This is a genomic window from Hymenobacter duratus (assembly GCF_014698995.1).
In the GTDB taxonomy this organism is placed as follows: domain Bacteria; phylum Bacteroidota; class Bacteroidia; order Cytophagales; family Hymenobacteraceae; genus Hymenobacter; species Hymenobacter duratus.
Map to the genome: position 1 here is coordinate 959,756 of NZ_JACWZZ010000001.1, position 20,506 is coordinate 980,261.

Annotated in this window: 15 protein-coding genes; 5 read left to right on the top strand and 10 right to left on the bottom strand. The window is 60.0% G+C overall.

Going from position 1 to position 20,506, the window contains the following annotated elements:
• Positions 1-36 precede the first annotated feature (36 nt).
• Both IC231_RS03975 and IC231_RS03980 read left to right on the top strand, forming a co-directional pair.
• Positions 37-3,927: a metallophosphoesterase gene (locus tag IC231_RS03975; protein ID WP_190783294.1), complete on the top strand. Its 3,891-nt coding sequence runs from the start codon at positions 37-39 to the stop codon at positions 3,925-3,927.
• A 181-nt stretch (positions 3,928-4,108) separates the two neighbouring features.
• Complete coding sequence (locus IC231_RS03980) at positions 4,109-5,245, top strand: DUF6268 family outer membrane beta-barrel protein (protein ID WP_190783295.1); 1,137 nt, start codon at positions 4,109-4,111, stop codon at positions 5,243-5,245.
• A gap of 96 nt (positions 5,246-5,341) precedes the next feature.
• Here IC231_RS03980 and IC231_RS03985 read toward each other — a convergent pair whose 3' ends face one another.
• Complete coding sequence (locus IC231_RS03985) at positions 5,342-5,755, bottom strand: hypothetical protein (protein ID WP_190783296.1); 414 nt, start codon at positions 5,753-5,755, stop codon at positions 5,342-5,344.
• Positions 5,756-5,925: 170 nt separating this feature from the next.
• Here IC231_RS03985 and IC231_RS03990 point away from each other — a divergent pair, with 170 nt between their 5' ends.
• On the top strand, positions 5,926-7,167 hold the full coding sequence (locus IC231_RS03990) for a hypothetical protein (protein WP_190783297.1): 1,242 nt from the start codon (positions 5,926-5,928) through the stop codon (positions 7,165-7,167).
• 35 nt (positions 7,168-7,202) lie between these two features.
• Here the strand turns inward: IC231_RS03990 and IC231_RS03995 are convergent, their stop codons facing one another.
• From IC231_RS03995 to IC231_RS04030, 8 genes are all read right to left on the bottom strand, one after another.
• Entirely contained in the window at positions 7,203-7,613 is a 411-nt protein-coding gene (locus tag IC231_RS03995) for a hypothetical protein (protein WP_190783298.1), read from the bottom strand.
• Positions 7,614-7,949: 336 nt separating this feature from the next.
• Positions 7,950-8,285 (bottom strand): ASCH/PUA domain-containing protein, encoded by a 336-nt coding sequence (locus tag IC231_RS04000; RefSeq protein ID WP_190783299.1) that lies wholly within the window; start codon positions 8,283-8,285, stop codon positions 7,950-7,952.
• A 119-nt stretch (positions 8,286-8,404) separates the two neighbouring features.
• A complete protein-coding gene (gene ppk1, locus IC231_RS04005; protein ID WP_190783300.1) occupies positions 8,405-10,519 on the bottom strand; it encodes a polyphosphate kinase 1 in 2,115 nt (704 codons plus the stop codon).
• Positions 10,520-10,626: 107 nt separating this feature from the next.
• The gene (locus IC231_RS04010; protein ID WP_190783301.1) at positions 10,627-11,124 is read right to left on the bottom strand and encodes a SixA phosphatase family protein; all 498 of its coding nucleotides are present in this window, start codon (positions 11,122-11,124) and stop codon (positions 10,627-10,629) included.
• A gap of 184 nt (positions 11,125-11,308) precedes the next feature.
• Entirely contained in the window at positions 11,309-13,021 is a 1,713-nt protein-coding gene (locus IC231_RS04015) for a GEVED domain-containing protein (RefSeq protein WP_190783302.1), read from the bottom strand.
• A 329-nt stretch (positions 13,022-13,350) separates the two neighbouring features.
• On the bottom strand, positions 13,351-14,622 hold the full coding sequence (locus IC231_RS04020) for a M43 family zinc metalloprotease (RefSeq protein ID WP_190783303.1): 1,272 nt from the start codon (positions 14,620-14,622) through the stop codon (positions 13,351-13,353).
• A 216-nt stretch (positions 14,623-14,838) separates the two neighbouring features.
• Positions 14,839-16,173, bottom strand: a complete 1,335-nt coding sequence (gene hflX / locus IC231_RS04025; RefSeq protein ID WP_190783304.1) for a GTPase HflX — start codon at positions 16,171-16,173, stop codon at positions 14,839-14,841.
• An 81-nt stretch (positions 16,174-16,254) separates the two neighbouring features.
• Entirely contained in the window at positions 16,255-17,046 is a 792-nt protein-coding gene (locus IC231_RS04030; RefSeq protein ID WP_190783305.1) for a c-type cytochrome, read from the bottom strand.
• A gap of 216 nt (positions 17,047-17,262) precedes the next feature.
• Here IC231_RS04030 and IC231_RS04035 point away from each other — a divergent pair, with 216 nt between their 5' ends.
• Positions 17,263-18,378, top strand: coding sequence for a glycosyltransferase family 4 protein (locus IC231_RS04035; protein WP_190783306.1), 1,116 nt, complete (start codon positions 17,263-17,265; stop codon positions 18,376-18,378).
• An 84-nt stretch (positions 18,379-18,462) separates the two neighbouring features.
• Positions 18,463-19,005: a dTDP-4-dehydrorhamnose 3,5-epimerase gene (rfbC, locus tag IC231_RS04040; RefSeq protein WP_190783307.1), complete on the top strand. Its 543-nt coding sequence runs from the start codon at positions 18,463-18,465 to the stop codon at positions 19,003-19,005.
• Between the two features lie 139 nt (positions 19,006-19,144).
• Here rfbC and IC231_RS04045 read toward each other — a convergent pair whose 3' ends face one another.
• The gene (locus tag IC231_RS04045) at positions 19,145-20,449 is read right to left on the bottom strand and encodes a UDP-N-acetylmuramoyl-tripeptide--D-alanyl-D-alanine ligase (RefSeq protein WP_190783308.1); all 1,305 of its coding nucleotides are present in this window, start codon (positions 20,447-20,449) and stop codon (positions 19,145-19,147) included.
• Positions 20,450-20,506: the final 57 nt, after the last annotated feature.

Consider the following 20,506-nt stretch of genomic DNA (forward strand, 5'->3'; position numbering starts at 1 on the left):
GGGTTCGTACCCGAACTTTCTTCCTATAGCCTTTCTATGAAGCGCTTTTTATTGTCTTGTGGCCTGGTGCTGACGGCCTGTACGGCCCCGGTATGGGCCCAGAAGCCAACGCAGACACCTCACACCACCCGGCCCAACTACCACCATGGCGCCGAAAACTGGGAAGCCAAAACGCCGCCCGACAGCGCGCGTATCCGCTACTCAGTCTTCCTGATCGGGGACGTGGGTAAGCCCATTGAAACGGCTAAGGGCGGCGAGCCTTCCCTGAACTATCTGCGCAAGCAGATTCTCTCGGCCGGCAGCAAAAGCACCACCATCTACCTCGGCGACAATATCTACGAGTACGGCATGCCCGAAGAAGGCGCTTACGACCGCAAAGAATCGGAGCGTCGCATTGTGGATCAGCTGAACGTGCTGCGCAACTACGCCGGTGAGAAATATATGATTCCTGGCAACCACGACTGGAAGCAGGGCAACAAGGGCGCCGTAGACCAAGTGAACCGCCAGCAGCGCTTCGTGGAGAATTTCATGACCAACGATTCGGCGGCTTTCTCCTACACCGGCGACTTTTTCATTCCGCGTGATGCCTGCCCCGGTCCGTTTGAGGTGCGCCTGCAGGACAACGTGGTGCTGATTGCCATCAACTCGCAGTGGTTTCTGCAGGGCGAAGCCGAGCGGCCCTACGGCTCCAACAGCGGCTGTGGTGTAGCCAACGAGACAGATTTCTTTACGCAGCTCGAAGACATCATCAACCAGAACAAGGACAAGAACATCATGGTGGTGGCGCACCACCCGATCCAGTCCGATGGTATCCACGGCGGCTTCTTCACGCTCGGTGACCATATCTTCCCGCTCTCCATCGTCTACAAGTACGCGTTTCTGCCGCTGCCCATCATCGGCTCGGTGTACCCGTTTGCGCGCAAATACGGCGGGATTTCGCAGGACATTCCGCACCCGCTTTATCAGGCGTATAAGAAAGGGTTGGAAGATATTTTTGCCAAGCACCCCAACATCGTGTACGCCGCCGGGCACGAGCACAACCTGCAGTATTTCAAGGCCGATACCTACCACCAGATTGTGAGCGGCTCGGGTTGCAAAACCCAGCACGTGCGTACCGGCCGCGACGCCAACGCGCATTTCTCGGACAAGGAAAAAGGCTTCGCGCGGGTCAACTACTACGACGACGGACAGGCCTGGGTAGAGTTCTGGATTCCGAATGATGCCGGCGAAACCGGGCGCCTGGTGTTCCGCACCCCGCTCTATGCCCAGACTCCGGTTGCGACTGACAGCGTAGCCGTGCCGCTGGCCGGCAAGCGCCCCAACTTCCGCGACAGTACCGTGACGGTGGCCGTGAACACGAGGTATGAGGAGCGGGGCAAATTCCATAAGTTTCTGTTCGGGGAACACTACCGCAAGGAGTGGGCGACGCCGGTGACATTCCCGGTACTGGATCTGGCCACTGAGAAGGGCGGCCTGACGCCCTACAAAATCGGGGGTGGAAAGCAGACTGCTTCGCTGAAAGTGCGCAACGAGGAAGGCCGCAACTTCACCATCCGCAGCCTCAACAAAGATCCGTCGGCGGTGCTGCCGGAAGCGCTGCGCACGGGCGCTGCCGCCGACATTCTGCAGGATCAGATTTCGGCGCAGCACCCGTATTCTTCGCTGCCGATACCGCCGTTGGCGGAGGCCGCCGATATTCTGCACACCAACCCGGAGCTGCGCTACATTCCGCAGGACCCGCTGCTGGGGCAGTACCTTGAACGGTTTGGCAACACGCCGGGCGCCATCGAGGAAGATGCCAAAGACGACCAGAGCGACGTCGCTTCGCTGGGCAACGCCAAAAACCTGGTGGGCACCGATAAGGTGTTTGAGCGCATCACCGACGACAACGACAACCGCGTCAACGAAAAAGCTTTTGCCCGCACGCGCCTTTTCGATATGTGGATTGGCGACTGGGACCGGCACGAGGACCAGTGGCGCTGGGCCGAGAAAAAGGACAAAGACGGCGACCGGAAATTCACGGCCGTGCCCGAGGACCGCGACGTAGCGTTTTTCAAAGGCGACGGGTTGTTTCCGTATCTGGCTTCGCGCAAGTGGGCCATCCGCAACTTCCAGAACTTCGGCGACGACTATGCGGACTGGAAAGGCCTGAACCTGACAGCTCTTAGCAACGACCGGGTGTACCTGGCTTCCGTGACGAAGGAGCAGTGGGTGAAGGAAGCAAACGACATGAAGGCCGGCCTCACCGACGAGGTGATTGAAAAGGCATTCCGGGAGCGGTGGCCCCAGCAGATCTACGACCTGCACGCGCAGGAAATCATCGGGAAGCTGAAGAAGCGCCGTGACCTGCTGCCCGAAGTGGCCGCCAACTACTACACCCTGCTGAGCCGCGTGACGGAGGTAAAAGGCTCTAAGAAGCGCGAGAAATTTGTAGTGGAGCGCCTGCCCGAGGACAAGACCCGCGTGTCGGTGCAAAAGATCAACAAGGAAGGCGAGCTGACCAAGATGCTGTTCGACCGCACCTTCGACAACAAGGTGACCAAGGAACTGCGCCTCTACGGGTTCGATGGCAACGATATATACGACCTGAAAGGCGACGTAAAAAGTGGCCCGCGGGTACGCGTTATTGCCGGCACGGGCCGCGACTCCATCGTGGACCGCTCAAACGTGGCGGGCTTCCGGCACTACACCCACATCTACGACGCCGACACCGGCAACGTGATAGTTCCCGGCCGTGACACGCGCCTGCGCACCGAGCCCGGCATTGACGTGAGCCGCTACGACGTGCACAACCGCTCCGACCGCAAGGATTACACCCTGAACTACTTCGGCCCTACGCTCTATTTTGGGTACAACGTAGACGACCGGCTGTTCTTCGGGGGCGGCGCTATCTACCGCACCTATGGCTTCCGCAAGGAGCCCTATGCTTCAGAGCAGAGCCTGGCCGCCAACTATTCGCCCTCGCAACAGGCCTACAACGTGCGCTACCTGGGCCACTTTGTAGACATGATTGGCAAGTACGACCTGCGGGTAAATGCTCAGTTCTATGGCCCGCAGCTGCTCTACAACTACTTCGGGGAAGGCAACGACACGGAAAACATCCTCTCCGACGACAGCGACACCCGGGCCCGCGACATCAACGACACGTACCGGGTACGCTTCTCGCGGCTCTACGTGAGCCCCGTGCTGGAACGCGACCTGTTCAGCTTCCTCAACATCGGTTTTGGTCCGCAATACGACCAGTTTCGGGTAGAGCGCAACCCCATCGGCAGCCAGATTGCGCTGGGCCTCGATGAGAACAACAACGGTACCAGCGGTGCCGCGCTAGGCATCCGATCCTCCGACTTCCAGCTGAACCGGTACCTGGGTGGCCGCGCCTACCTCAATATTGATGCGGCTTCGTCGCCGAAAAACCCCCGGATTGGCCTGCGCTGGTACAACTCAATCGAGTACAACTACCAGCTGAATGCCGAGCAGCTCAGATACGGCCGGATGGCTTCCGAATTCCGCTTCTACCTCACGCCCAACTTCCCGTTCCAACTGACGTGGGCAGGCCGTATTGGGGGCAACCGCAACTTCGGCGACTACCGCTTCTACCAAGCCAACACGCTGGGCGGCACTACCAACCTGCGCGGCTACCGCCGCACGCGCTACGCCGGCCGCTCGTCTGTTTTTGCCAATGCCGAGGTCCGGCTGCAGCTCTTTGAATTCAATGCCTATCTGGTCCCCGGCAAATTCGGGATTATGGGCCTCGCCGATGCAGCGCGGGTGTATTCGCAGTACGATGTGAAAGATGGTGCCAAAGCCTTTCACACCGGTTTTGGAGGGGGCGTATGGGTCGATGTTCTGAAGCAGGCCGTCATCAACGCTACGTATTCGGTGGGTGAGGAAAACCTGCTTTTCGTGGGCTTCGACTTCCTGTTCTAGCCACCAGCCCGGCGGTTCATCCTTCATAAAAAAGGCCCGGCCCGCTTCATGGGTCGGGCTTTTTCATGGTCACAAACCCCGGCGTGGGCGCAGCAAGAAAATGCCGGTACAAACCCAGCCTTTTTGCGCACTCCTTCGTTAAGAACCAAGATTCCACCTGTTGTTGGCTGATTTCCTGCTTATGCGTACTACCGCTATTCAACGGGCACGTCTGTTGCGTGCTTTGCCCCTTTTTGCGCTGCTGGGCGCTGCTTCTGTTCCGGCCGCTGCTCAGGTATTTCCGCCACCTGCGCCCACCCCCGGCGACACAACAGCCAGCGGTGCCATTGATCAGCAGGAGTTTGCCACGCCTTCGGTTGTGGGAATGGGCCCTAGTAAGGGCCTGATTTTTCACTACGAACGGATGCCCACGTTCAAGGTCAATTCGGATGCTCAGGTGGTAGGGCTGCAGGACTACTCCGCCAATGCCGAAAAGAACGCCCGGCTCGTCATCAAGGGCTATATTCCGATGCTCAACCGCCCGCACCTGAAGCTGATTCTGGGCGTCAACTACGAGCGGGAGGAGTTCCAGTTCAAGCAGAGCCCCACCAACTACGAACTCTACGACAATATTGAGAACAAGGCGCTCAAAACGCTGGGCGCGCAGCTGGCCGTCATCCGGCCAGTGAACACCGATAATTGGTACATCTTCCGCATAAAGGGCGAGCTGAGCGGCGACTATACTTCCTCAGAGCTGAACGTGTCGGATTATTTGCGCGTGTCGTCGGAGTTTCTGTATGGCTGGAAGCGCAGTCCTACTTTTTCATGGGGTATCGGGGCGCAGTTGGGCTACACCTTCGGGCGGCAGAGCATCTATCCGGCAGTGCTCTATAACCGCACTTTCAACAACCGGTGGGGCGTGGAGGCGCTGTTTCCGGCTCGCATTACCATGCGCTACAATGCTTCGCCCCGCTCCCTGTTCTTTGCCGGCTACTCGGTTGATGGCTTCAACTACATCATCAAGCTGCGCAACGAGCTGACGCGCAAAAACCCTGAAAACGGCCTGGCCCTCTCTGACAAAAGTCCGCTCCGGACGCTGGAGCTCCGCGAAACCGAGGTGAAATTCCGGGGCCGCTGGGAGAGGGAAATCTACGACTTCATCTGGTTCGGAGTAGAAGGCGGCTACCGCTACAACTATGCCTTCGACGCCTTCGACCGTACCAACGCCGACCGGGAGAAAATCGTTGACAGCAAGTTTGCCGGGGCTCCTTATGCCTCGCTGGAAATATTTATTGTGCCGCCCCGTAAATTTCTGAAAAACAGCACTGCTCCGCGCTAGTGCACCGTAGCCGTCAAACGCAAACAAGGGCCTTCGTCTGTCAGCCAGGATGGAGGCCCTTGTTTGCGTTTCAACGTACTGCCAACCGTAGCGGTATCAGGCAGAAAGCCATTGAATAGCGGCGCCTTCATCCAGAAACAGGCGCAGCCGGTAGTGCTGGTCGGGGGCAGTGCCTTCCTGAAGGATGGCTTGCTGCTCGGCGCTGCTATCGTAGACGGTGAGGCGGGCAGGAGAGCAGAGGGCCGCTATGCGTAGCGGCTGTGGTGCCAGCGCAGTGGCCGCCCGCGGGAAGAAGTCATGCACGGTCCAGTGGGCAAAATCAGGCTGCAATGCCTCGCGGCGGCGCACATCCAGCAGCCAGCGGCCCGTGTGGCTCCCCAAAGCGGCCCGCAGCAGCGCCTCAAAATCGGTCTGGAGCCGGTGCACGGGGGCATCAGAAGGCCAGCGGGCTACCAGCAGCCCCAGGTCGGGACGGTGGTGAAGAGAGCAGGAAATGTCTGGCGACGACATGGGAGCGGGGAAAGCCTGACAATATACAGAACTGGTCCGCTCTTCGGCAAGCGTTGAGGCGGCAGGAAAAACCAGCCGCTACGGCCGGCTACGGTAGCGCTGCAGACTGCCCGCAGGTTTGAAACTCTCTGCCTATTTAGTATCTAGAGAAGGCAAGCAACCGCCGCTCCATGAGAAAGCCTGTTTTCCTGCTTCTGCTGCCTGGAGCACTGGCCGTGCTACTGGTGGCGTGGTGCCTGCAGCACTATCCTGCCCATTCGGTCAGCCTGCTGCGCTGGGACGCGCTTTGGTACGAAAGCATCCGGGCCGGTGGGTATCATTTTGAGGCCGATGCCAAGAGCAATACAGGCTTCTTTCCGCTTTTTTCCTACCTGTGGCGGTGGCTGGGGCTGGGTCCGATAGGTGTCAGCATCCTGAACGGCACCCTCATGCTGGGGGCCACCTATGGGCTGGCCCGGCAACTGCGGCTGTGGTGGCCCGCGGTCTGGCTGTTTGTGGCCCTGCCCACCAGCGTGTTTTTCTACGTGCCCTATACCGAGGCGTTATTTTATGCGGCGGCAGCGCTGGTAGTGCTGGGGCTGGCCCGGCAGCGGCCCGTGCTGGTGGTGGCAGGAATGCTGCTGGGAGGCCTAGTGCGTCCTTCAGCCCTGTACTTTCTGCCGGCGGCGGTGGCGCTGGGTCTGGTCGAAACTACTCATTGCCCGGCAGAATGGCGCCGGTGGCTGGGCCGCACTGCCGTGTATATGGCGGCAGCGGCGGCAGGCATCGGGCTGGTAATGCTGGAGCAATGGCGCAGCACGGGCGTGTGGCAGGCTTATGTGAAGACACAACTGCACTGGGGCCATGCTTTCAAGCTGCCAACGCTGTCCCTGACCAGCGTGAGCCAGGGCATAATGCTGCTCGACACGTTGGCGCTACTGGTCGGGCTGGCTGTGGGCTGCTGGCTGCTGTGGGTACTGGTACAGCGGCAGCGCCCCGCTCCGGAAGTCGTGTTTGCGGCCGGCTTTGTGGCAGCAACGGTGCTCAACACGCTGCTGCATGCGCCGCTGCTTCGGGGCTCTACCTCGCTTATTAGCGTAGCACGCTACGTGTTGTGCACCCCGTTTTTCTTGGTACTACTGCACTACTTTCTGCCCCGGCAGAGGCCATCCGGGCTCTTGCTGGCTGCTACCGCTGCCGGCGGACTAGCACTGGTGCTGCTGCTCGGGCTCTGGCAAATGCCGGTCCTGTACTTCCGAAGCCTGCCTGGCACGGCTGTGTCAGGGCCGCTGCTGGCCTTGCTGGTACTGGGCTATACGGGGCTTTGGGCCGGCACCGGCTACCGGTTGGTGCGCTTCAGCCTCTACAGTATGAACATGCTGCTGCTGCTATTGCTGCTGCGCAACTACCTGCTGGGCTTTTGGGTAGGGTGACGCCGGGCCGGCAGCTGCCTCCCTTAGGCAGAAGGCTAGGCCAGCAGCCATTCCGTAGCTATGCCCTCGTCGTTGAAAATGGCTATGTCGTAGCCCCGCGTAGGGCTGATGGCGGCCTGCACACTCTGCTGCAGCGTAGGGCTGGTCTTCAGAGCTTCTTCGCGGCTCGGCGAAATGAGGTAGGCCAGGCGAGGCCGAACCGGAGCCAGCGCCGCCACCACTTCCGGTAGCCACACGTTGGTAGCCCAATCGGCCATTTCGGGAGTAGGGTGGGGGCGGCGGCGCACATCCACGAGCCAACGGGTTGTATTGTGGGTGCGCGATTCTGCCAGAATGGTATGATAGTCCTGTTGAAAAAGGTCAGGGCGCAGAGCATCCAGCCAGCGGACCGTGAGCAAATCCAGGTCGGGACGGTACTGAATGTTGAGAGTAGAGGAAGCGTACATAAGAGGAAATGCGGAGATTGGGCCGCCGCTCGGCCAGCCCGCTGTGCGGACCGAACGATACTTGAGGGTAAACCAACGGTGGGTACTCCATAGCAACACGCACGTGGGAAAACTGTTGGCGTTTGAGCCTGCTGCGGCCTTCGCCCAGGTGCAGCCGGCACCTGTTGTGCGAAGCTGCCGGCGTTCTGCAGGCAGGCAAAAATGAAGGCTTCCGCCGAATAAGACAAGAACAACTAGGCCGGAGGTTAAGCGCGGAAACCGCAGGCACTAAAAAATCCGGCTGCTACATCACGTAGCAGCCGGATTTTCCGGATCGGGTGCGGCCGAGGCAGTCCGTTACCATAGGCGCGTATCATGGACGCCGGCCGGGAGGGGCGGATGCTCGGCCAGCCCCAGCACGCACCAGCCTTCTTCGAGGCCAAAGGAGCCGCCCTGCAGCAGGTAGCTGACCCAACGCTCTGTGCTGCGGCCGCTGTACTGCTCGCTTTCGGGTTCGTACTCGCGCAGCAGCAAGGCGTCACCTACTTTGTACTGCCGGTCGTTGAAGCGCACATCGAAGGGCTTGCTCCCGCTGAGTACGGCCGCGAAGCAGGCTGGCCAGACCTTCAGCTCGTGAAAGCTGATGGTGGTGGCGGGAGTGGAAAGCAGGGCGGAAGCGGATGTATATGTCATGGTGAGGAAATCTAAAGCGAAACAAACACAACTGTTGATGCAAATCGTTACTCCTGAATATATGGTTTTTACAGTAGAGGTGGCGCTGTAGCGGCTCATCATCCTGCTTGCAGCTGTGCCTATGCTGGTTTCCGGCGGCGGGAAGCCAGCTTTTTGAGGTAGGCATAGGTGTCAAACTGAGCCCGCACGCGGCCAGCCTCAGCTTCCTCCTGGCCCACAAAGTTGTTCTGCCAGTCCCGCGACTTCACATTATCCTGGCGTTGCAGGTCCAGCAGGTGGCGCACTTCAGCGCGCAGTTCTGGTTGCAGAATCGGGAAGGCCACTTCCACGCGCCGGTCCAGGTTGCGGGCCATCCAGTCGGAGGAGGCCACGTACAGCTTCTCGTCGCCGCCGTTGCCGAATACGTAGATGCGGGCGTGCTCCAGGTAGCGGTCCACGATACCGCGCTGGCTGATATTCTCGCTCTGGCCTGCCCGGCCCGGAATCAGGCACGAAATGCCCCGGATAAGCAGCTCGATGCGCACACCCGCCTCGCTGGCTTCGTAGAGCTTCAGAATCATGCGCTCGTCCTGCAGGGCGTTCAGCTTGAGAATGATGTAGGCGTCCTCGCCCTTTTTGGCCCGATTGATTTCGCCGTCTATCAGCGCATTCAGCCGCTCGCGCAACTCAAACGGTGCCACCAGCAAGTGCTCAAACTGGCCGGTTTTGTCCTGCCGGTCGTGGAAATAGCGGAACACCTCACCCACTTCACTGGTCAGGCGTGGGTCACTCGTAAACAAGCCGTGGTCGGCGTAGATGCTGCTGGTCACTTCGTTGAAGTTGCCGGTGCTCAGGTAGGCGTAGAGGCGGTTCTGGCCTTCCTCGGCGCGCGTAATAAGCAGTAGTTTGCTATGTACTTTCAACTCCGGAATGCCATAGATAACGTTGGCTCCGGCCTTTTGCAGCTTCTCGGCCCAGTACATGTTGCTCTCCTCATCGAAGCGGGCCTTCAGCTCTACTACCACGGTCACTTGCTTGCCATGCTTCACGGCTTTGAGCAGTGCTTTGGCTACTTCGCTTTTGCTCGAAACGCGGTAGAGCGTGATGCTGATGCTGCTCACCTGCGGATCCTGTGCGGCTTCCGTTATGAAGCGTGTCACGTAGTCGAACGACTGATAGGGCAGGTTCAGCAGATGGTCGCGCAGGGCAATGGCCGGTATCATTTTGCCGGTGCGGGGCAGCGTTGGGTGCGGCAGCGGCGGGTGCGGCTCGTATACCAGATGCGTGAGGCCCAGATCAGGAAAGCCGAAAAAGTCGCGGAAGTTGTGGTAGCGGCTGCCTTCCACGAGCTCCTCCTTGCCAATGCCGGTCTTCTGCATAATGGCCTTGAGCACCTCTTTGGGCATGGCCGGGTCGTAGAGCAGGCGGGCCGGGTAGCCGGTTTCGCGCTTCTGCAGGCTACTCTTGATTTTGGCCATCAGGTTGCCGGACACTTCCTCCTGGATATCGAGCTCGGCGTCGCGGGAGAGCTTAATGGCGTGCACCTGCACCTTTTCGAACTTCGGAAACAGCGTGTGGGCGCAGCACCGCACCACGTCGTCGAGGAACATCACAAACCGTTCGTCGCCTACTACGGGCAGCTGCACAAACCGGCTGCCGTGGCGCTTGGTGGGCATTTCCATCACCATCACGCGCTGGTCGTCGGTGTGCTTTTTCTTCTTACCTGTGCTGGTTGGCTCCGTGAGGTAGAATGTGAGATACACCGTCTGGTCCTTGAGAAACAGGTGGTGCAGGTTTTCATCCAGAATCACGGGCGAAAGCAAATCCTGCACGTGCTGCTCGAAGTACTGCTGCACCCAGTTGCGCTGCTCCTCGCTCAGGTCGTGCTCCGATACCAGGTGAATATGCTGCTCGCGTAGTGCGGGCAGCAAACCATTGCGGAACGTGTCGCCGAATTCTTCCTGCTGCCGGCCCACCTCATCCAGCAGGTTCTTGAGCTGCTCGGTAGGGTCTTCGCCCAGCTTGGCGCGGGTTTTCTTTTTGAGTTTCACCAGCCGCCGCAGCGTAGCCACGCGCACCTTAAAGTACTCGTCTAGGTTGCTGCTGAAGATGGCCATGAACTTGAGGCGCTCCAGCAGCGGCACCTGCGGATTCTGGGCTTCCTGCAGTACGCGGCGGTTGAAAGCCAGCCAGCTCAGCTCCCGGTTTAGTAGTTCGGGCTTTGCCGCAGCGGGCTTTTTTTCGGTCTTTTCCATGGAGGTGAAATCAAATGTATACAGCGCATGGCACTGTAGTAAACCGAGCGGTCAGCAGGCAGCGGGGCTTTTTCCCGGCCAGAAAGCTGACGCTCGGGGTAGGGTTGCTACTCGGCGTTGCGCGGGCAGTCGAAGAAGTAGAACTCCGCGTTGCTGCGGTCCACATCGGCCCAGCGTTCCGTCTGAAAATGCAGGCACACAATGGAGGCCGTGGGCATCTCCTCGCTCAGCGGGCTTTCCATCAGGTGGTTGGCCAGGTCGGTGATGGTGTTGTTGTGGCCTACCAGCAGCACGGAATCTGCCTCGTCCGGCGACTCCCGCACCACGCGTAACAAGGTCTGCAAATCGGCGTGGTAAATTTCGGGACGCACCTGAATCTTCTCGTGCGGATAGCCGATTTCCTTCGCAACCAGTGCGGCGGTGGTTAGTGAGCGGACGGCAGTAGAAGCCAACAGCAGGTCTATATGGGTGTCACGCTGGGCCAACGCCTGACCCATGCGGGGGGCATCGTCACGGCCCCGGTCGTTGAGAGGGCGCTGCTCATCAGAGAGGTCGTCGAAGCTCCAGCTGGATTTGGCATGGCGCATCAGGTACAGGATTTTCATACGGCAAGTAGGTGGGTTGGAGAGAGTAGCGGACCGGAGGCAGGCCTCTTTACTACGACCCCGGCAAAATGGTTATTTCGCAGCGCAAGCACAACGGCAAAATAATATGCCACGCTGCCGCAGGCCCAAAAAGAAAGCCCACCGAGTGGCGGGCTTTCTTTTTCTGCAGGAAACGAAGAAGGAGTTACTCCTTCACGAAGCGCTGGTTCGATACCTGCTGGCCATCCGTAATGGTCACCATGTAAATGCCTTTGCTCAGGCCCGAAATATCAAGCTGTCCTTCGCCGCTGTAACGAAGCTGGCGCTGCTCGGCACCACGCATGTCGTACACGCGTACGCTTACGGCGGTGGCATCGTGGTCAGCGGGAACAGCAATGTTCAGCACATTGGTTGCTGGGTTCGGATACACGCCATAGTCGGCAGAAGCCAGGCGGGCCGAAGTGCGGGCCGTACCACCGGAGATGGTGATGGAGTAGTCCTCGGTTTCGCCGTAGCTGAAGCTGCCGCAGCTGCTCGTGGCCGAGGCGTCGCTCATCACCACGCGCAGGCGGGTCTTGCCGTTCTTGGCCGTGGCCGGCACCGTGAACGTGCTGCTCAGCGTCGTGGCGCTGCTCGTGCCGGCCCGGCTCACCACCGTCTCGCCGCTGTCCAGGAAGTCGCCGTCCTGGTTGTAGTCGATGTACACTTTCCAGTACTCGGTGTAGGCCGTGGAGGCGAAGCCGGCGCTGTAGCTGATGGTCTGCGAGGTGCCGGCCGTCACGGTCGTGGTCAGGGCCGTGCCGTCGTAGTAGCCGGCGTTGCTGGCCGAGCTGCGGTTGATGCTGCCCAGGCTCACCAGATCAATCCACTCATACGACACATTCGTGCCTTTGCTGGCGCAGTAGGTAACGGTGGTAGGAGGAGGCGTAGTGCCACCGCCGGGAGCCGTGCCGCCCAGCGAGGTCAGCAGCGAAGCCCGGCTGCCGCCGGTGCCGAACAGCGCGTTCATGCGCGTGCTCTGGCCCGTCGAGAACATGTACATGCAGGCATCGTTGGTGTAGTCCATGTAGTTCATGAACATGTCACCGTTGGTGGTGTTGCCGCAGGTGCGGCGTGGGAAGGTTGGGCAGCCGGCGTTGTCAGCTTGCTGAGTAGGTGTGTCGCTCACCAGGTCGTTGCCACAGTTGGCATCTCCCCAGATGTGGCGCAGGTTCAGGTAGTGGCCTACTTCGTGCGTGGCCGTCCGGCCTTTGTCAAAGGGAGCTGACAGGTAGCCCGTACGCCCAAAATAGTTTGGTCCGATTACTACGCCATCGGTGCTGGCCGGGCCGCCCGGAAACTGCGCGTAGCCCAGGATTCCGCCGCCGATATTGCACACCCAGATGTTCATGTACTGACCAGCAGGCCAGGCGTTGAGGCCGCCCGTGCTGGTGCTCTTCATGGCATCAGCAGTGCCCCAGGTGGTTTTGGTGCTCGACTTACGCTCGATACCCGTGGTAGCATTGCCGTTGGGGTCGCGCTTGGCCAGCACAAACTGCAGGCCGGCATCAGCGGCCAGCCCGGCGAAGGCGGCCGGCGTCTTACTGACATCGGAGTTGAGCTTGCGGAAGTCCTCGTTGAGTACGGCAATCTGCGAGGCAATCTGCGCATCCGAGATGTTCTCGTTGGCATTGCTGTAGAGAACGTGCACTACCACCGGAATTGTACCGAGCAGTGCTGTGCCGCGTTGCGCTGTGGGGTTGGCCTCGAACTGCCGGGTCTGGCTTTCAATGCTTTGCAGGCGTTGCGCCATGTTGGGGTCCGTGGCAAGCTGGCGCTCCAATACGTCCATAGAGGCGCACTGGCGCTGCGCTACGGCCTGCGTTGTGGTGCCTAGGCCTAGAGCGGCCAAGGCAAATGCGTAGAAGGTTTTCTTCATGCGAGTGAGAAAGGAGTTGGTTGAGGAAAAGAGAACGAGAAGGCCAATTTATTGAAAATATTCAAACGTAATGGATAAAACAATGTGCGGAATTATGGCTATTTCTGAAAAACCCCTCCCAGATGGTAAAAAGTTGCTGTTTAGCCCTGAAGGGATTAGCAGACAAACGTTTGTTTTTGAATTATATCAATATTCGGTATAACCAGCAGTTTCGGGGTAAAATAGAAAAGCCCGCCAGGAGGCGGGCTTTTCGTGTCGGTGAGTGTAGGAAATCAGAAGGGCGGGATACCGGAGTGCTGCAACACCGTCCGGAATCGGCGCTAAGTAAGCTAATCTTTTTGGAAACGCTGACGGATCGTCTGCTGTCCATCTGAAATAACTACCTGGTAGAGCCCCTGCGGAAGTGCCGCTACGCCCACATGGCCCTGGCCATCATAGGCAGCCTGCTTCATTTCGTAGCCGCGCAGGTCGTATACCTTCACGCTATAGGCACTGGCCTTCTCAACTGGCACCGATACGTTCAGCGTCATGGTTGCGGGGTTCGGGTACAGGCGAATAGCCGCCTGGTCAGCCGTTGCATCTGTAGTTGCCATCTGGCGGAGTGCCGTGCCACCTAGTGAAGTAGCCAGCGAAGCGCGGCTGCCACCAGCGGCAAATAGCGCGTTCATGCGCGTGCTCTGGCCCGTCGAGAACATATACATGCAGGCGTCGTCGGTGTAGTCCATGTAGTTCATCGACATGTCGCCCTGGTTATTGCAGGTTACGTGCGGGAACGAGGGGCAGCCGTAGTTGGCGGTCTGCTGGGTGGGTGTGTCGCTCACCAGGTCATTGCCGCAGCTGGCATCTCCCCAGATGTGGCGCAGGTTCAGCCAGTGGCCTACTTCGTGCGTGGCCGTCCGGCCTTTGTTGTATGGTGCCGCCGAGCCGCCGGGCAAAGAGGAGTACAGTACCACTACGCCGTCGGTGCTGGCCGCGCCGCCCGGAAACTGGGCGTAGCCGAGCAGGCCATTGCCGAGGTTGCAAACCCACAGGTTAAGATACTGACCAGCGGGCCACGCATCGTCGCCGCCACGCTTCGAGTTTTTCACGGCGTCGTTCGTGCTCCAGGAGCGGGTTTTGGTCAATTTGCGGATGATGCCGGTCGTCGCATTGCCGCTGGGGTCACGCTTCGCCAGCACAAATTGGATGTTGGTGTTGGCCGCCAGCCCTGAAAAAGCCGCTGGCACCAGGCCCGCATCAGAGTTCAGTTTGGCAAAGTCCTTATTCAGTACATCAATCTGCGCCGTAATCTGCGAGGTAGGCACATTCTCGGCGGCGGTGTTATAGAGCACGTGCACAACTACCGGAATCGTAACGATGCCCGCTGTGGCACGGCTGGCAGCCGGATTGGCTTCAAAGGCGCGGGTCTGGGCTTCTACTGCGGCCATACGCTGAGCCAGAGAAGGGTCGGCGGCCATCTGGGCTTGTAGCACTTCCATGGCAGCGCAGCTGCGGCCGGCCAGAGCCGGAGCGCTGGTAGGAGCGAGACGAGCTTCCTGAGCGAAAGCACCCGAAGTCAGACCGAGAAGAGAAAGCGCGAGGGCGTAAACATTTTTTTTCATTCGAGTCGATTGAGTGGTTGTGTGGTGGCAGAAGCAAAATGTGGAATACAATGTATTGGAAACAATACAATAATACGCAGCTTGTAATGCGAGAATTTTATAAAAATGGCCTTTTTGGCGAATGAAGAGGCAAAAAAAGTGTTGACATTCTGGAAACTGCCAACACAAAAAAAGCCCCGACATCTTGTCGGGGCTTTTTGCCATTATTTCGAAAAACTACTCCTCTACGGAGAAGCCCGGAATAAAGTTTGGGTAGCGTTCCATGTGAATCTTGCTCACGTGCCGCGTGATGAGGGCCCGCAGTTCGTCGATGTTTTCACGCTCTTGCGCCGAGATGAAAATGACCGGGTCGTGGAGCTTGGCCATATACGTGTCCTGTAGCTGCTCCAGAGTAGGCCGCACCGGCTCGTCCTCATCAATGTTCATATCCTCGAACTCGGGCGAGGCGGGCGCGTCGGCGCGGTACTGGTCAATCTTATTGAAAACGAGCAGCATGGGCTTGTCGGCGGCTTCAATGTCCTTGAGCGTTTCGTTCACCACCTCCATCTGCTCCTCAAAAGTGGGGTGCGAAATGTCCACCACATGAATGAGCAGGTCGGCTTCCCGGATTTCGTCGAGCGTGCTTTTGAAGCTCTCAATCAGGCGGGTGGGCAGCTTGCGGATAAACCCAACGGTGTCGGAGAGCAGGAAGGGAATGTTGTCGAACACGATTTTGCGCACCGTGGAGTCGACGGTAGCAAACAGTTTGTTCTCGGCAAACACGTCGGAGCGGCTCAGCAGATTCATGATGGTGCTTTTGCCCACGTTGGTGTAGCCCACCAGTGCCACCCGCACTACTCCGCCGCGCGACTTGCGCTGGGTGTGGCTTTGCTTGTCGAGGTCCTTGAGCTTCTCTTTCAGGAAGTCAATCCGCTCCCGCACTACGCGTCGGTCCGTCTCAATTTCGGTTTCACCTGGTCCACGCTGGCTCACGCCACCGCCACGCTGCTTGTCCAAGTGAGTCCAGAGGCCGGTGAGGCGGGGTAGCAGGTACTGGTACTGGGCCAGCTCTACTTGCGTGCGGGCCGTGGCCGACTTAGCCCGGCTGGCGAAAATATCGATGATAAGCAGGCTGCGGTCCACGATTTTGACCTTCAGCTCGGCTTCCAGGTTGCGCAGCTGCGAAGGCGACAGGTCATCGTCGAAAATAACCATGCTGGTGCCCGAGTGCTGCACATACGCCTTGATTTCCTCGAGCTTGCCTTCGCCCACAAACGTGCGGATATCGGGCTTGTCGAGGCGCTGCACGAAGCGTTTTGTGACCGTAACGCCGGCCGTTTCAGCCAGGAAAGCCAGCTCGTCAAGGTATTCCTGGGTGCGGGCATCGGCCTGGCGCTTGTCGGGCACGGCCACCAGCACGGCGGTTTCGGCTTCCACAGAGGTTTCGTAGGTGGCGTCTTTATTGCCTTTGGCCAGAATGCGGCCGGCGCGGCCTTTGGCACTGTCCACGGCGCCGGGGTGGCGGGTGCTGTTGGTGTGCTGGCGGCCGCCGGAGTTGGTTTTCTTCGCCATGAGAGGAGGGGGCTAAAGTACGGGAGAGAACAGGGAGTGCGGGAGCGGGCAGCTATGCCGTAGTACGCTCTACGTTGAATGCTACTTCAGGGTCAGTGAATAGGCCACTACCTGCTGAATCTGGGCGTCGGTGAGCTGGCCTTTGAAGGCGGGCATCTTGCCCAGGCCCTGCGTCACCATGTACACGCGGCCGGCGGTGTTCAGGTTGCTCTTGGTGAGGTCGTGGGCGCCGTTGAGGCCGCGCTTGCCATCGGGGCCGTGGCAGACTTCGCAATTCTGCTGAAACAAGGCCTTGCCAGCCGCCAGCACGGGCGTTTCGGGGGCAGCAGCCGGCGCTGAATCATCTGCGGCCGGTGGTGCGGCGGCCGCAATAGCCGCCGCCTCAGTGTCAGAGAGGCCGGTGGGGTGGTGGGCCGTGGTGTCTTCGATGGGCACGGCGGCATCCGGGGTGGCGGTGGTTTCGGCGAGGCCGGGCAGCACGGCGGCCGTGGCGGGCGGGGTAGGGCGTTGCAGGGAAAGGCTGCCGGTTTCGGCCAGACCGTATATATACAGGAAGCCCAGCAGCGTGAGCACCACGCCTACCTTGTGCTGGCGGCGCATGGCCGCAATACCTACCGGCAACAGCAGCAGTACTAGGGCCAGCTTGGTCCAGAGCCAGGCCGGCACTGCCCCCGGATACTGCGCCAGCAGCGTGCCGCCCGACACCAGAATCAGCAGGCCCAGCACCGAATCCACGATGCGGGTGCGGGCGCGCAGGGAGCGTAGTGCTTCTAGGCGGTTTAGCAGCAGCAGCCCTGCTTTCAGGGCGAAAAACAACAGGAACGCCAGCACCACCACGAGGTGCAGACGCAAAAGCAGGCTCGAAACGGGCATTCTAGGGAATAAATAGGTGAAGTGCGACAGGGCAACGCCGCAGCCGGCCGGGCAAAGGTAAGGCACGCGCAAGCGCGGCTATAGCCCGCTCAGCAACAAGTTTCGGCTGCACATTCCAACCGCACCCCGGCCGCACCGTACCTTTGCGCCAGCAACGGCCCCGCCAATGCCCGGCGGTCTGTCGCCTGCTTGCCCCTTACCTCCTGACTTCAAAGAATGCGCGTCGCCATCGTCATCAACACCTCCTGGAACATCTGGAACTTCCGCCGCAGCCTGGTGCAGGCCCTGCAGGCCGCCGGGCACGAGGTGCTGGCCATTGCGCCGCCCGATGCCTACTCGCAGCGCCTCGAAACCGAGCTGGGCTGCCGCTACGTGCCCATTCCGATGGAAAACAAGGGCACCAACCCCGTCAAGGACGCCCTGCTCACGCGCCAGTTCTACGACATCTACCGCCGCGAAAAGCCCGACGTAGTGCTGCACTACACCATCAAGCCCAACATCTATGGCACGCTGGCGGCTAAGCTGGCCGGCATCCCGAGCGTGAACAATGTGAGCGGGCTGGGCACGGTGTTTATCGTGAAAAACCTGGTGAGCAAGGTGGCGCTGGGCCTCTACCGCTTTGCTTTCCGGTTTCCGCGCAAGGTGTTTTTCCAGAACGACGACGACCGGCAGCTGTTTTTGCAGCACGGCCTGGTGCGCCCCGCCATTACGGACCTGCTGCCCGGCTCCGGCGTAGCCACCGACAAGTTCCGGCCCGCTGCTACTTTCACCCGCAACCAGCCCTTCACGTTCCTGATGATTGCGCGGGTACTTTATGAGAAGGGCGTGGAAGAGTATTTCGAGGCGGCCCGCCTGGTGCGGGAAGCCGTGCCCGGCACGCGCATTCAGTTGCTGGGCGGTATTGATGAAAGTGGCGGCGTGGGCGTGAAGCGGGCCGTGTTTGAGCAGTGGCTGACGGCCGGCAACGTGGAATACCTGGGTACGTCCGACGACGTGGCGGCCCAGATCCGGCAGGCGGACTGCGTGGTGCTGCCCAGCTACCGCGAAGGCACGCCCAAAACCCTGCTCGAAGCGGCGGCTATGGCCAAGCCTATCGTGACGACGGACGTGCCCGGCTGCCGCGAAACCGTGGTAGACGGCCAGAACGGCCTGCTTTGCGAAGTGCGCAACGCGCAGGACCTAGCCGCCAAGATGCTGCAGATCCTGCGCCTCTCTGACGCGGAGCTGGAGCAGATGGGCCGCGCCGGCCGCCACCTCGCCGAAACCAAGTTCGATGAGCGAATTGTGCTGAACAAGTACCTGCAGGAAGTAGCTGCCGTGGGCCGCAAATAAGAGCAGTACGTGCCGGCAGAGGCTAAATCTGCCTACCTTGCGGCGCGGTAGAACCCTCCGTATCTATAGAAATAAGCCAGTTACATGGAGTTTAAGCAGTTCGATATTCCAGACGTGGTGGAAGTGCTGCCCCGGGTATTCGGGGATGCCCGCGGGGCATTTTTTGAGTCGTTCAGCGCCCGCCGTATGCAGGAAGCCGGCATCGAAGGCGACTGGGTACAGGACAATCAGTCGCGCTCCGACCGGGGCGTGGTGCGGGGCCTGCATTTCCAGCAACCACCTTATGCGCAGGCCAAGCTGGTGCGCGTAGCGGCCGGCCGTGCCCTCGATGTGATAGTGGATATCCGCCGCAATTCGCCCACGTACGGCCAGCACCTGGCCGTGGAACTGGATGCGGAGCGCTACAACATGCTGTATGTGCCGGTTGGGTTTGCCCACGGTTTCACGGCGCTGGAAGACAACACGCTCTTTCTATACAAATGCACCAACTACTACGCTCCACAGTCGGAGGGCGGCCTGCTCTGGAACGACCCCGCGCTGGCCATCGACTGGGGAGTCCACAACCCGACCATCTCTGCCAAAGACCAGGTGCTGCCCACCCTGGCCGAATTCGACAGCCCCTTTTAGAATAGGACGGAACAACTCCTTGTTATCCTGAGCAAAGCGAAGGACCTTCTTACGTCTGAACAGAATCGTTCAGGCGTAAGAAGGTCCTTCGCTTTGCTCAGGATAAGTGCATGACTCGTGCATTTACCGCTACACTGGCTTATACGAGCTCCAGCAGCGTTTCCAGGCCCATGCCGCGCGAGCCTTTAATCAAAATCTGGCGGTCCTGCAGGTTCTGGCGTTGCAGCCAGGCAGCGGCGGCGGGCTTGGTGGCGAAGTAGTGGAACGCAGGGCTCACGTCGGCTGCCCGCGCCATATCGGCCCCGATGAGCACGACCGTGCCCAGCGGCAGGCCCTGCAGCAGCGCGCCCAGTGCCTGGTGTTCCGCGGCGCTATCCTGCCCCAGCTCAAACATGTCACCGAGAATAACCACTTTGGCGGAGTTCGGGACGCCGGGCCGGGCCGCAAAGCTGCGCAGGGCGGCCGCCATGCTGCTGGGGTTGGCATTGTAGGCATCCAGCACTACTTCGTTCTGGCTGGTTTTTACCAGTTGTGAGCGGTTATTGGTGGGTGCGTAGTCGGCCAGCGCCTGCGCAATGTCAGCGGCCGGCACCTCAAAATAGGCGCCCACGGCGGCCGCGGCCGCCAGGTTCGGGAAGTTATAGTCGCCGGTGATATGGGCTTCCGCTACCGACCCGTCGAAGAGGCGCAGCACCACCTGCGGCGCCGCACTGATGAGCGTGGCCGGGTACGTATCGGCGGGGCCGGGGTACGAAACGCGCTGTGGTACTACCTCCGCCAGGGCGGGCAGTTTCGGGTCCAGGGTATTCACGAAGGCCGTACCGCCCACTTGCGCCAGAAACCGGAACAGCTCTGACTTGCCCCGCGCAATACCCTCCTCGCCCCCAAATCCTTCGAGATGGGCTTTGCCGATGTTGGTGATAAGACCATGCGTGGGGTCCGCAATCCGGCACAGGAGGTCTATTTCGCCCTGGTGGTTGGCCCCCATTTCCACGATGGCCAGCTCATGTTCGCCGGGCCGGATGCTGAGCAGCGTGAGCGGCACGCCGATATGGTTGTTGAGGTTGCCGCGCGTGTACTGCACCTGATAGCGGCGGCTGAGCACGGCGTGTACCAGCTCCTTAGTAGTGGTTTTGCCGTTTGAGCCCGTGATGGCCAACACCGGAATAATGAGCTGCTGCCGATGGTAGTGGGCCAGATTCTGCAGCGTCTGCAGCGGGTCGGGGGCATAGGTATAGCGGTCCGGAGCCTGCCGGGCCAGCTCGGCATCATCTACTACAGCGTAGCGGGCACCTTGCGCCAGTGCCTGGGGTGCGAAGTCGGCTCCGCGAAAGGTGGGGCCGTTGAGGGCGAAGAACAGCGTATTCGCCTGTTGCTGACGCGAATCGGTGCTGACACTGGTGCAGGCGCGAAACCGGTCGTAGAGCGCCGCTATATCTTCCATGAGTAGTAACTTAGGGCTTGATTTTTGTGTTCTGCTGGCAATAATCGGGGTTCTCCC

Excerpts from the sequence above, each read along its gene's own strand:
- IC231_RS04015 (WP_190783302.1), bottom strand. The coding sequence starts at position 13,021 with ATGAAGAAAACCTTCTACGCATTTGCCTTGGCCGCTCTAGGCCTAGGC.
- IC231_RS04035 (WP_190783306.1), top strand. The coding sequence starts at position 17,263 with ATGCGCGTCGCCATCGTCATCAACACCTCCTGGAACATCTGGAACTTC.
- IC231_RS03975 (WP_190783294.1), top strand. The coding sequence starts at position 37 with ATGAAGCGCTTTTTATTGTCTTGTGGCCTGGTGCTGACGGCCTGTACG.
- IC231_RS03980 (WP_190783295.1), top strand. The coding sequence starts at position 4,109 with ATGCGTACTACCGCTATTCAACGGGCACGTCTGTTGCGTGCTTTGCCC.
- IC231_RS04030 (WP_190783305.1), bottom strand. The coding sequence starts at position 17,046 with ATGCCCGTTTCGAGCCTGCTTTTGCGTCTGCACCTCGTGGTGGTGCTG.
- rfbC (WP_190783307.1), top strand. The coding sequence starts at position 18,463 with ATGGAGTTTAAGCAGTTCGATATTCCAGACGTGGTGGAAGTGCTGCCC.
- IC231_RS04020 (WP_190783303.1), bottom strand. The coding sequence starts at position 14,622 with ATGAAAAAAAATGTTTACGCCCTCGCGCTTTCTCTTCTCGGTCTGACT.
- ppk1 (WP_190783300.1), bottom strand. The coding sequence starts at position 10,519 with ATGGAAAAGACCGAAAAAAAGCCCGCTGCGGCAAAGCCCGAACTACTA.
- IC231_RS04045 (WP_190783308.1), bottom strand. The coding sequence starts at position 20,449 with ATGGAAGATATAGCGGCGCTCTACGACCGGTTTCGCGCCTGCACCAGT.
- hflX (WP_190783304.1), bottom strand. The coding sequence starts at position 16,173 with ATGGCGAAGAAAACCAACTCCGGCGGCCGCCAGCACACCAACAGCACC.
- IC231_RS03985 (WP_190783296.1), bottom strand. The coding sequence starts at position 5,755 with ATGTCGTCGCCAGACATTTCCTGCTCTCTTCACCACCGTCCCGACCTG.
- IC231_RS04000 (WP_190783299.1), bottom strand. The coding sequence starts at position 8,285 with ATGACATATACATCCGCTTCCGCCCTGCTTTCCACTCCCGCCACCACC.
- IC231_RS03990 (WP_190783297.1), top strand. The coding sequence starts at position 5,926 with ATGAGAAAGCCTGTTTTCCTGCTTCTGCTGCCTGGAGCACTGGCCGTG.
- IC231_RS03995 (WP_190783298.1), bottom strand. The coding sequence starts at position 7,613 with ATGTACGCTTCCTCTACTCTCAACATTCAGTACCGTCCCGACCTGGAT.
- IC231_RS04010 (WP_190783301.1), bottom strand. The coding sequence starts at position 11,124 with ATGAAAATCCTGTACCTGATGCGCCATGCCAAATCCAGCTGGAGCTTC.